At 59.3% G+C, this 11,484-nt stretch carries 12 protein-coding genes; 8 read left to right on the top strand and 4 right to left on the bottom strand.

The features are described 5' to 3' along the window. Positions 1-85: 85 nt before the first annotated feature. The 3 genes from ACVCL3_RS02940 to ACVCL3_RS02930 all read left to right on the top strand — a co-directional run bounded on the left by ACVCL3_RS02940 (position 86) and on the right by ACVCL3_RS02930 (position 2,748). Positions 86-823, top strand: a complete 738-nt coding sequence (locus ACVCL3_RS02940) for a recombinase family protein (RefSeq protein ID WP_001366550.1) — start codon at positions 86-88, stop codon at positions 821-823. Next, positions 820-1,044, top strand: coding sequence for a hypothetical protein (locus ACVCL3_RS02935; RefSeq protein ID WP_000743213.1), 225 nt, complete (start codon positions 820-822; stop codon positions 1,042-1,044). Before ACVCL3_RS02940 ends, ACVCL3_RS02935 begins: the two co-directional genes overlap by 4 nt. Positions 1,045-1,254: 210 nt before the next feature. Beyond that, a complete protein-coding gene (locus ACVCL3_RS02930) occupies positions 1,255-2,748 on the top strand; it encodes an IS91-like element ISCR2 family transposase (RefSeq protein ID WP_001120888.1) in 1,494 nt (497 codons plus the stop codon). Between the two features lie 175 nt (positions 2,749-2,923). Here ACVCL3_RS02930 and ACVCL3_RS02925 read toward each other — a convergent pair whose 3' ends face one another. Further along, on the bottom strand, positions 2,924-3,226 hold the full coding sequence (locus tag ACVCL3_RS02925) for a phosphoglucosamine mutase (protein WP_000251875.1): 303 nt from the start codon (positions 3,224-3,226) through the stop codon (positions 2,924-2,926). Between the two features lie 86 nt (positions 3,227-3,312). Next, positions 3,313-4,128, bottom strand: a complete 816-nt coding sequence (gene sul2, locus ACVCL3_RS02920) for a sulfonamide-resistant dihydropteroate synthase Sul2 (protein WP_001043260.1) — start codon at positions 4,126-4,128, stop codon at positions 3,313-3,315. Between the two features lie 386 nt (positions 4,129-4,514). On the opposite strand from sul2, the gene tadA reads away from it, so the two are divergent. Next, the gene (gene tadA / locus ACVCL3_RS02915) at positions 4,515-5,003 is read left to right on the top strand and encodes a tRNA adenosine(34) deaminase TadA (protein WP_447100397.1); all 489 of its coding nucleotides are present in this window, start codon (positions 4,515-4,517) and stop codon (positions 5,001-5,003) included. On the opposite strand, the gene ACVCL3_RS02910 is transcribed toward tadA, so the two are convergent. Continuing rightward, positions 5,000-5,533, bottom strand: a complete 534-nt coding sequence (locus ACVCL3_RS02910) for a VOC family protein (protein WP_447100396.1) — start codon at positions 5,531-5,533, stop codon at positions 5,000-5,002. The two genes, tadA and ACVCL3_RS02910, sit on opposite strands and share 4 nt — an antisense overlap. Before the next feature lie 242 nt (positions 5,534-5,775). On the opposite strand from ACVCL3_RS02910, the gene ACVCL3_RS02905 reads away from it, so the two are divergent. Further along, positions 5,776-5,967 (top strand): hypothetical protein, encoded by a 192-nt coding sequence (locus tag ACVCL3_RS02905; protein WP_447100395.1) that lies wholly within the window; start codon positions 5,776-5,778, stop codon positions 5,965-5,967. Between the two features lie 464 nt (positions 5,968-6,431). Here the strand turns inward: ACVCL3_RS02905 and ACVCL3_RS02900 are convergent, their stop codons facing one another. Beyond that, positions 6,432-7,385: a hypothetical protein gene (locus tag ACVCL3_RS02900; protein ID WP_447100394.1), complete on the bottom strand. Its 954-nt coding sequence runs from the start codon at positions 7,383-7,385 to the stop codon at positions 6,432-6,434. Positions 7,386-7,676: 291 nt separating this feature from the next. On the opposite strand from ACVCL3_RS02900, the gene ACVCL3_RS02895 reads away from it, so the two are divergent. Genes ACVCL3_RS02895 through ACVCL3_RS02885 form a run of 3 tightly spaced genes read left to right on the top strand, consistent with a single transcriptional unit; the run spans position 7,677 to position 11,477 of the window. Further along, a complete protein-coding gene (locus tag ACVCL3_RS02895; RefSeq protein ID WP_447100393.1) occupies positions 7,677-9,539 on the top strand; it encodes a Mu transposase C-terminal domain-containing protein in 1,863 nt (620 codons plus the stop codon). Next, the gene (locus ACVCL3_RS02890; RefSeq protein ID WP_447100392.1) at positions 9,539-10,459 is read left to right on the top strand and encodes a TniB family NTP-binding protein; all 921 of its coding nucleotides are present in this window, start codon (positions 9,539-9,541) and stop codon (positions 10,457-10,459) included. Before ACVCL3_RS02895 ends, ACVCL3_RS02890 begins: the two co-directional genes overlap by 1 nt. Further along, a complete protein-coding gene (locus ACVCL3_RS02885; RefSeq protein ID WP_447100391.1) occupies positions 10,452-11,477 on the top strand; it encodes a hypothetical protein in 1,026 nt (341 codons plus the stop codon). The genes ACVCL3_RS02890 and ACVCL3_RS02885 overlap by 8 nt, the downstream gene beginning before the upstream one ends. Positions 11,478-11,484 lie beyond the last annotated feature (7 nt).

Raw genomic sequence — 11,484 nt, 5'->3', positions numbered from 1 at the left:
TAGGCGCATTTAGATCGATATGTGATAAATTGGCCTGCCAGTTTAAGATGGGTGCATTTGAGTATGCCCAAAGGAGCCCGCAAGTATGCGCAGGACGAAGCCAGTAGCCGCGCCGATGGTGGCGCGGGTCTATCTGCGCGTCAGCACCGACGCGCAGGACTTGGAACGCCAAGAGGCGATCACTACGGCCGCGAAGGCCGCCGGCTACTACGTCGCCGGCATCTACCGTGAGAAGGCATCCGGCGCACGCGCCGACCGGCCTGAGCTGCTGCGCATGATCGGCGACCTACAGCCCGGCGAGGTGGTCATTGCCGAGAAGATCGACCGCATCAGCCGCCTACCTTTGCCCGAGGCCGAGCGCCTGGTGGCCTCGATACAGGCCAAAGGCGCACGCCTGGCCGTCCCTGGCGTGGTCGATCTATCCGACCTGGCGGCCGAGGCCCAGGGCGTCGCCAAGATCGTGCTGGAAGCCGTGCAGATCATGCTTTTTCGCCTGGCCTTGCAGATGGCCCGCGACGACTACGAGGACAGGCGCGAACGCCAGCGCCAAGGCATTGAGTTGGCCCGCCAGGCCGGGCGGTACAAGGGCCGCCGTGCTGATCCGAAGCGCCGCGCCCAAGTTGTCGCGCTGCGCAAGTCCGGCTACAGCATCAACAAGACCGCCGAGCTGGCCGGGTACAGTGCGGCCCAGGTGAAACGGATATGGGCCGAGGTCAGCCAGGCCGAAGCGAAGCAGCACGGCGCGTTCGTGGAGGACGCATTGACGGAAGCCGATGCCCTGGCCGCTGTCGGCCAGGATGAGCGCCAGGAGGAAAGGGCATGAAGAAGCCGAACCAAGACGACGAGCCGTTTTTCATCACCGAGGAGATTGCGGCCGAAATGATCGCCGGCGGCTATGAGTTCGAGCTGCCGCCCATTCCTTGCACCATCCGCCTACGCGACGTGCTGGAGCGCATGACCGATGCTGAGCTAGCATTGCAGCCGGGCGAGATCGCCGACCAGGAGCGTGAACGCTGCCGGCGCAAGCCGTGTTCAACCTCATGATCTGGTCATGGTATTTTTCATGGCACTGAGCCTGATAGTTCTTGCAAATTGTTGTCACTAAAGGGTTTTGTGTGCTTGTTTACAATCGAGTGGGAGTGACGGGCACTGGCTGGCAATGTCTAGCAACGGCAGGCATTTCGGCTGAGGGTAAAAGAACTTTCCGCTAAGCGATAGACTGTATGTAAACACAGTATTGCAAGGACGCGGAACATGCCTCATGTGGCGGCCAGGACGGCCAGCCGGGATCGGGATACTGGTCGTTACCAGAGCCACCGACCCGAGCAAACCCTTCTCTATCAGATCGTTGACGAGTATTACCCGGCATTCGCTGCGCTTATGGCAGAGCAGGGAAAGGAATTGCCGGGCTATGTGCAACGGGAATTTGAAGAATTTCTCCAATGCGGGCGGCTGGAGCATGGCTTTCTACGGGTTCGCTGCGAGTCTTGCCACGCCGAGCACCTGGTCGCTTTCAGCTGTAAGCGTCGCGGTTTCTGCCCGAGCTGTGGGGCGCGGCGGATGGCCGAAAGTGCCGCCTTGCTGGTTGATGAAGTACTGCCTGAACAACCCATGCGTCAGTGGGTGTTGAGCTTCCCGTTTCAGCTGCGTTTCCTGTTTGCCAGCCGGCCCGAGATCATGGGGTGGGTGCTGGGCATCGTTTACCGCGTCATTGCCACGCACCTGGTCAAGAAAGCGGGCCATACCCACCAAGTGGCCAAGACGGGCGCGGTCACCCTGATCCAGCGTTTTGGATCGGCGCTCAATCTGAATGTTCACTTCCACATGCTGTTTCTCGACGGTGTGTATGTCGAGCAATCCCACGGCTCAGCGCGTTTCCGCTGGGTCAAGGCGCCGACCAGCCCAGAGCTCACCCAGCTGACGCACACCATCGCCCACCGGGTGGGTCGCTATCTGGAACGGCAAGGCCTGCTGGAACGGGATGTCGAAAACAGCTATCTGGCCTCGGATGCGGTGGATGACGACCCGATGACACCCCTGCTGGGGCACTCGATCACTTACCGTATCGCTGTCGGTTCACAGGCGGGGCGAAAGGTGTTCACTTTGCAAACTCTGCCGACCAGTGGTGATCCGTTCGGTGACGGGATTGGCAAGGTAGCCGGGTCCAGCCTGCACGCCGGCGTGGCGGCCAGGGCCGATGAACGCAAGAAGCTCGAACGGCTGTGCCGGTACATCAGCCGCCCGGCGGTATCCGAGAAGCGGCTGTCGTTAACACGAGGCGGCAACGTGCGCTACCAGCTCAAGACGCCGTACCGGGACGGCACCACGCACGTCATTTTCGAACCATTGGATTTCATTGCAAGGCTGGCCGCCCTGGTACCGAAGCCCAGAGTCAACCTAACCCGCTTCCACGGGGTGTTCGCACCCAACAGTCGGCACCGGGCGTTGGTCACGCCGGCAAAACGGGGCAGGGGCAACAAGGTCAGGGTGGCTGATGAACCGGCAACACCAGCACAACGGCGAGCGTCGATGACATGGGCGCAACGGCTCAAGCGTGTTTTCAATATCGACATCGAGACCTGCAGCGGCTGCGGCGGCGCCATGAAAGTCATCGCCTGCATTGAAGACCCTATAGTGATCAAGCAGATCCTTGATCACCTGAAGCACAAAGCCGAAACCAGCGGGACCAGGGCGTTACCCGAAAGCCGGGCGCCACCGGCTGAGCTGCTCCTGGGTCTGTTTGACTGACGAGCCTGAAGGCCAACGATACCAATCAAAATGCTGCGTTCACAGCGCCGCGGCAGGGATCCGCCGTGCTGGTTGTCGGAAAAGGAGCCGCTAGTGGGAAAGAGGAGGGTAAATTTTCAGCGTTGCTGGCTCCCCGTCAGCCGGATTGGGTTGCATCGCAGGGGTGTCGAAAGAGTCAACTGCGGTCCAAAGCTGTTGGACTTGGGTGAAAAGGGCGTTTATTCTTCCTATACGTTGTCGGCAGCGGGCCAAAAAGGAATACGTCCATGCCCATCGAGGTGAAACCGGCTGTGAGCGCGGGTTCAAGCATATAGCCCGACAGGCGCGTATCCTTGCCGATCACGACACGATGGCGGTGGTCACCGCGACGAAAGACACGGCCAGCCGCCATGCCGACGCGCAAGGCGGTTTCCGCCGTCATCGCGCCTTCGTTGGCTTTGCCACGAATACCGTCTGTGCCGAAATATTTGCGCACCATAAGGTCGATTATCCTGTCGTCGGGTCGCCCTCAAAGGGGACATGCCTGCTGAACCGCGAATATAGAGAAATATCCCGAATGTGCAGTTAACGAATTCTTGCGGTTTCTTTCAGCGCCGCCAATACCGCCAGCCCGTCGCGCAAGGGGCGCGGCTCGTGTGTGCGGATGAAGTCAGCTCCACCTGCGGCGGCGGCAAGCTCTGCAGCGAGTGTCGCGGCCCCGACATCCCCCGGACCACGGCCTGTGAGCGCGCGCAGAAAGGATTTGCGCGAAACAGACAGAAGCACCGGCAAATCGAAGCGCAGCCGCAATTCATCGAACCGCGCCAGCACCGAGAGCGAGGTTTCGGGAGCAGCCCCCAGAAAAAACCCCATGCCGGGATCAAGGACAAGGCGGTTGCGTTTGATACCGGCACCCGTCAGCGCCGCGATGCGCGCGTCAAAGAACGCCGCAATGTGATCCATGATGTCGCCAGCGGGTGCCTCGCGCCGATCTGCCTGCCCGTCTTGCACCGAATGCATAACGACGAGTTTGGCAGATGATTTCGCCAATTGCGGATAGAACGCAGCGTCTGGAAAACCGCGAATATCATTGAGATAGGCCACACCACGCGACAAGGCATAGGCTTGCGTCGCGGGTTGATAACTGTCGAGCGAGACGGGAATGCCATCTGCCTTGAGCGCGTCCAGCACCGGCGCGATACGCGCGATTTCTGTGTCGGACGAAACAGGCGCGGCGTCGGGATTGCTGGATGCCGGACCGAGGTCGATCACATCTGCCCCCTCGGCCATCAGCTTACGCGCCTGCGCAATGGCTGCGTCTGGCGCCAGATACCGGCCTCCATCGGAGAAACTGTCCGAGGTTATGTTGACGATGCCGAAAATGATGAGCGATTTATTCATGGGGGCTTCTATAATAATAATAATCGAGCATGAGTCTCATACGGATGCTCGGGTCGAAAGGGAATCCCCAGGCGAGTAACCTGTTTGCGGTGATCCATTAGCTGCAGGAGCAGAAGAGCATACATCTGGAAGCAAAGCCAGGAAAGCGGCCTATGGAGCTGTGCGGCAGCGCTCAGTAGGCAATTTTTCAAAATATTGTTAAGCCTTTTCTGAGCATGGTATTTTTCATGGTATTACCAATTAGCAGGAAAATAAGCCATTGAATATAAAAGATAAAAATGTCTTGTTTACAATAGAGTGGGAATAGGCAAATCAATGGCTTGCGTATGTCGGGAAAGGCCAGCTTGGCTCCAATCTTTCCCAGATAAAGTCGGCAACTTATTGAGATGAAAGACGAAAAATCGGAAACCTCAAGTGGTTTCTCACCCGCCGATGTGCGCCACATGCAGCGTGCGCTGCAACTGGCCGCGCACGCCCGCGACAGCGAGAACGAGGTGCCGGTGGGGGCAGTGCTGGTGTTGAACGGCGAAGTCGTGGGGCTGGGCTGGAATCGCAACATCACCCTGCACGATCCGACCGCCCACGCCGAGGTGATGGCCATGCGCGCCGCCGGCGAGCAGCTCGCCAACCACCGGTTGTCCGGCGCCACGCTGTACGTGACGCTGGAACCGTGCTCGATGTGCGCGATGGCGCTGATCCACGCACGCATCAGCCGCGTGGTCTACGCCGCCGCCGATCCCAAGACCGGCGCGGCAGGCAGCGTGTTCGATACCTTGATCGACGCGCGGCACAACCATCGCATCGAGGTGGCCGGCGGGCTGTTGGCCGAGGAATCGGCCCGCATGCTGCGCGACTTCTTCCGCGCCAGGCGCTAGTGGCCGCGCGGCGCCGCCGCCACGGTGTCGATATCACCGTAGGCGGTATCCGGCGGCTTGCTGCCGAGCAGCCGCATCCGCATGCCCCAGGGCGCCACGAAGTCCAGCGCCATGCGGCCAGCCCACGGACCGGAAGTCAGCCGGTGTGGTGCGCCACTGACGATGACGCCGCGCTGCCGAAGCCAGGCATCGGTGCGCAGGGTGCCATCTGCGAGGAACTGCAAGGTCTCGCCGGTGGCGGCCGAGCCGCGGGCAGGGGAGTGGCCACGCTCGACGAACAATTCCAGCATCGAACCGCTGCCGCAGGAAAGCAGGCGGGAGCCTGATGCCCCCGCCGCGATTGGCGCGGGGTCGCCAACCGGGTGGCAATTCAGCACGTCGTGGAAGAACGCCGAGGCCTGCCGCAGATCCGGCACGCCGATCCTGGCGTAGTCGCCATCGCCCAGAGTCGCTGCGCGCGCGCCTGCCGGCAGGCTCGACAGCAAGCCGGCGGCGACGAGCCACAGGAAGAACACGATCTTGTTGTTCATGGCGGGGATTTCCGAAGAACTCGGCAGCCAGATGGTGCCGATCCCCCTCGGCAAAACCCGTGACTGATGACCGGTGTGTTTCCCGGGGCGAACAGTCCGCCAGCCCACCGCTGTTTCTTGCCGGGAACGGTGCGATCACCGCAGCGCCATTGATCCCGGGCCATTCCGGCCTGATTCCCTGGTCACGCCCGGACCGGTGTGCTCGTTGACCGGTCATTGCCTCGTCCACAGGACTCAACACCATGACACGCGACAACAGACAGAAACTGCGGCAGCCATACCAGCACCATCAGCGCGGCGTCTCCGGCCGTGCCGGTCGCGACGCCTCCCGTCAGGACACCGCGAGCATGGGCGGACTGAGTTCCGACGACGGTTACGACTGGTTGCAGCGGGTCGGCCGCACGAGAGCGACCCGGACAATGGGCAGCGCCTGAGGATTGCTTCTCGCCAACGCCGCAAGGTCGGCGAGGGTGAAGGTCCGCCAGCCACATTGGGCGCCCGGCGCTAGATGCCGTTCTTTCGCGAGCGTGTGCCCGGCACAGAGTCGACCGAGATCGACAAGAGCACGTGCCGATAGCGTGTGGAGGTCGATCTGAAGACTCGGTGACTTGATGCAATCCGGGCATCCATGGAAATCGCCATGAAAAACAGTGGCATGCAATTTTCTTTGGCCGCTGATTCTTTGCACTTAAAGAGAGCGGCGCCGAAACCTTCAATTATTTCCGGGTGGATCTTTAAAGTTGCATTTTTCCACTAGCCTCGGGCAGGTCGGGCTCCCGGCTCGGTGTGCCAGGTATCGAGCTGTTGACGGCTTTGGTGACGTTCGTTCTTCGCTCGCTTTGAGGCGTGATGAGCGTACGTCTTTGCGAATGTGTGGCTGCCTATGGCTCTGCAGCAGCTAACGTTTGGCTGGTATAAATAGTGGGTCTTTATCGAGGGGGTCGGCAGTGCGTGGCCTGGCGGATTTGTCGGCGTCGAGAAAGGATTGCAGACTGTCGTGTCGATCAAGTTCCGGTGTCGCGAACCCACGAATACATTCCTGATTGAGGTCGACGATTGTGCTCCATCTCAGCTCTGGTCCAGAGACAAGGCGATGGATGCCGTAATGCCATTTCGCGTCCCCAAGGCGCGTTTGTAACACATTGCTAAAATGCTCAAAACCTTCGCGACAGCGGGAGAACTGAAATCCACCGTTGCGCAGACCTTCAAGTACACCTTGTGACACTAAGTGCCATAACGCTGTAGCTTTCGACGCAAACAGTGGATTCACCGAGTGATAGCAAAGCGCCTGAGCGAGGGCGCACCCAGTGTCAAAGGCGTCATTGAGCTCCGCGTCATTGACCGATAATCGGATCTGCGCAACCAAGGCTGCCGTGGCGTTGAGGTCTTCTAGGCATGTGCTTACCTCCCAGGCACGGCCGGTCAGCAGGCCATTGACTAATGTGTCGAGCTTCGGCTTGCCGAACATCACCACTGTTCGCGTGCACGCATTCAGATCTGTCTGGGGCGACAACATTGGCCACAAAGAGCTGTAGAAAGCATCGCGGCTCAACGGGGCGTGTTTCGCGACGCCATCAATCATGCGTTTCTGAGGGTGGCGTTTTCCCTCCAGGTAGAGCGCTTGGCGAGAGGCGGAAATAGCCCACCAACCTTCGGCAGGAAGGGTGAATCGTTCGCGCGCAGCCGATGAACTCGCATGCTGGCGACGTAGGTTGGTGGCCTGCTTGTCGTGTTCAGTACCGGCTACCGAGGCCCAGACGGCGGTCTGCGTAGTTCTAATCGCACGTTCGAACGTCGGGCCTAATGCCTGGGTCCTGCGATCGACCACACCGGAAAATCGATTAGTCGCCATAAAACGGTGCCAATCAAAGGGTTAGGCCATCTTTTCTGACAAAAAAGGGGCTTCACTTTTCGCCGCTGTCATCCCACCCTCAGCGCGCAGGTGGCGAATTTTCGGAGGAGCATGTCTATTGGCCTAGCGCAGATATGACTTGGCCCCGGTGCGCGAACACCGAGGCCAGTCCATAAACCAGTCACGCTACCCGTGTGACACCCTCAGCTTGGACCCGTTTCGCGCCACCTGTCAAGCGTGAGGGATCAGCTTGCGCCTGGCCTCCAACCGAAATAGGTATGGAGGTAACACATGAACGAGGTACTGAATATTGCGTCAGCCATTCGTGTGACGTTGGAACCTGGCGATATCGTCCTTTGGTCTGGGCGGCATCACGAGATTGTTCGAATTATTTCCTTGCAGCACCTGCTCTTGCGGGACCCTTTCACGGGCGGCGAGCACCAGGTGAACGTCGGCGACGTTCTGCCGGTGCTCGCTCCGGAACTGAATCCAGCGCCGAAGCCCAGCTATACCACCAAGGTCTATTTGGAGCAGGCCGCAGCGCGGGAAAGGGCTCTGCGACCCTACTTTCTGGGGCATCAGAGACTGACGAGCCCGGCCATGGAGGTGTTGTCGAAGACGCTGTCGCTGAAGTCGCGGCAAATCTACAGCCTGGTTAAAAGGTTAAGGGCTAATCCGACGCCCGCGGCGATTGCTAGTCGCCTCCGTGGTCCTCGAAAAGGAAGGCACCTGCTGGATCCGGCCGTCGAACTCATTGTTCAAAAAGAACTGAAGTTACGAGTCCGAAGCAAGCAATCGTCGGGGCTCAAACCTATACGCGAGGCTATTGAACTCGCCTGCCATCAAGCGGGCCTAAAAACACCTTCGCGAGAGACGATTCGTCAACGCATCGAGCTTCGCGCCCGGGAGTTGGCACTTCGCCAAAGGTACGGCGTCAAGCGTGCCAGAGAGCGCACATCAGCCAAGGCGGGTGTCATTCGGACGACAGCCGCCCTGGCGCTGGTCGAGTGCGACCATACACCATTGGATATATTCATCGTCGACTCGACGAGTCGCCAGAACATCGGTCGTGCCTTTCTGACGATCGTCATCGATTGCCACACGCGCGCCATCTTGGGTTTTCACATTTCTCTTGATGACCCCTGCGCAACATCCGTCGCGCTTGCGATCCATCACGCCATTCTTCCGAAAGAGCGTTGGCTGGCCGAGCGGGGTCTTGGGTATTTATCGTGGCCCATGTATGGCGTCTTTGAAGCGCTGCAGGTCGATGGCGGAGCGGAGTTGAATGGTCAAGCGGCGATGGCCGGCTGCTTGAAGTGGGGTATCGAGCGGGTGCCGCGAGGAGATAAAGAAAACGGAGGAATCATCGAGCGCAGCATCGGCAAAATCCAGTTTGCTGCAGCCGATGAGCCTGGCGCCACGGGAAATCGTCCAAGGGAACGCAGGGAATACGACCCTTCACGCGACGCACAGATGACCCTTCAGGAGGCTGAAGTTTGGGTGGCGGAGCAAATCATCAGCTTTTATCACACGGCATGGCATGACAGGTTGCAGATGTCGGCGGCCAAGGCGTGGGAGCTGGCGCATACCACGGAAGATGGGCTGGTACTTCCGGCCGTGGTGACTGACGAGAGGGAACTTCTTCTTAGCTTCTTGCCTTTCGAGGCACGCGTCATCAGCCCGAACGGGATTCACCTCTTCGGTTCGCGCTACTGGACGAGTGCACTGTCTACGTACGTTGGCTCAGAGCACAAGTTTCGCGTCAAATACGACGCCCGGAATAACTCCCGTGTCTATGTCGAAGTCGACGACGGGATCTACATTGATGTTCCGTTCGCCGACCCGTCTCAGGAGGCTCTGCCTCTTTTTGAGCACCGATATCGTCGACGTCAAGCTCGACGGGACCACAATGAGGAGTTCGACCACGACGCTAGATTCGCAGCCATGGCGAGACGCGACGAGCGCCGACGGCGGTCGAAACGATCCCTCCAAGAGGCCCGACGTGAGGAAAAGATTCGCCAGAGTCTGGCTGCAACGGCGGCCTTCCACCAAGACCCGCAGCAGCTCGCTCCCCCTTCGCCGGAAACTGGATCGCACAGCCGAGCTGATTACCGCAGGGCACCGGTCGTCAACTGGGATGAAGGGGATGTGTGATGACATCTGAGCACGTCAATCCCGCAACTCGCCTCTTGCTGAATACACCGATGCAGGAGCGCATCAATGCGATTCGTCGCGATCGCTTCATTCCCTACACGCGGGGAAAAGTGGTGATGGAGGAGATGGACAAGATCATGCTGACCCCATCGGCCGTGCGTGCGCAGTGTCTCGCACTGGTAGGCGCTTCAGGCATGGGGAAGACCGCGATTCTAGATTTTGCCCAACGGCGATACGTGAAGTTGCTAGGAGAGGAGGCTCGACGACGCCTTGTGTGTGTGATTCTTGCGCAAATGACCAACGATCGGCGGTTGTTCTACGGCCGCATCCTCAAGAGCCTTGGCATTCCGTATCGAAAAGATGACAGGCCAGATTTTCTCCACGAACAGGTGATCGACGCATTGCATGACGCTGGAGCGCAAGTGCTTGTCATTGACGAGTTTCATAATTTTCTCGGTGGTGGTGTCAAGGCTCACCTCTCTGAGCATATGGCGGCTATTCGGGATATTGCCAATATCCCTATCTCCATAGTTGGGTCCGGCACCGGTGTCGTCGAGACTTGTATTTTGGCGGATGATCAGCTGGAGCAACGATTTTCGCGTTATCGACTTAAGGCATGGGAAGAATCGGATGATCTCCGCGATTTTCTCGCCACATGGGAATCGCGCACCCCACTGAAACTTACTTCTGAGCTGGCTGGCCCGGTGCTCCTTCCTTTGTTGATGCGGCTTTCCCGCGGCCACATGCGTCGAATGATGAATCTCATAAAGCTAGCTGCTGAGCTGGCGGTAATAACCCAAGCAGAGCGCATCACCGAAGAGCTCCTGCGTCAAGCATTTCAGCAACTGAGTACCGTATCGAAGGGCTATACCGAGAAGGAAATCTCCAATACCTCCGAAAAGGGGGCGAAGAATGGGTAAGCCGTTCATTCAGCGCCTTCCTCTCAAGGATGAGGTGCTTTCATCCTGGCTGACGCGTCGGTTGAATCAGTTGGGCTTGGAGCGTGCCGTCTTTGACGATGCATTAGTCAAGCAGTATCCGGAGGTGGCGGCGGCGTTGACAAAAGACCCAGATTTTCCGGAGGGGCGATTTTGGCGGAAGGCCGTGGCGGGTCTAGTGGCGGTGCCTGCAGAAGGGCTTCAGGCGATTGGATGGCCGTCATCGCCTTGGTTTCTGGCACCTGGATGCCGTCGGAGCGCGTGCCTTCTTTGTCTGTCCGAGGCGCCGTTGGTCACGGCACAGTACGTGCACGAACTCTGGCTGCAGAGTTGGCGAACCACGTGCCCGATGCATCAGTTGCCCCTTGTTGAAGTGCCCGCGATGGGCGCCTCTTGGACGTTATTGTCCCGTCAGAGTCGGCGGTTGCATGGTGCGCTCATGCGACGACCCGATCGTGAGGCTGCACGCCTCATCGAAGGCTGGAGGAAGGTGCCGGCCTATCTTCGAGAAGTTGTATTCAGTGCGGAAGTCCAGATCATGGAAGCATGGCGCGAACATTTCGCCAACGAGCGTAGCGGGACGGCGGCGTCAGGTTCCCTGCTGGTTTGGCACGATCTGCTCGCTTTTTGTGCATCTTCTTGGAGTACGACGGCTTCGCCGCCGATCGCGACCCAGGCCTTGCCTTGGATGATCGGGTCAACCTATTTCCGCTGTCGGAATGTTCTTCCGTGTATGGAACCCGCTCCTTCACTACAGGCCTTTCGAACCATGATCGATCCCGCGGCTCGGCGGACATGCATCGTGGCAGTCATGGATGCTTTGTATGGGTTGTCGGAGAAACGGATCGTGGGATTGAAGCGGCAGCCGTCATGGGGATGGTTCCGGGTGTTGCCACATCTTCCCGATGCGGCGTGGGCATGGCTCGACGATCAAGCGCGCGCCTGGCCCGCAGGTTGGCATCCAATGGTGGGGCGCTGGCGGAATATGGTGCGAGGCTAGAGTGCCA

This window comes from Rhodanobacter sp. UC4437_H4, assembly GCF_052978425.1.
The sequence above is the reverse complement of the archived record's forward strand: the minus strand, read 5'-3'. Positions and strand labels throughout refer to the sequence as shown.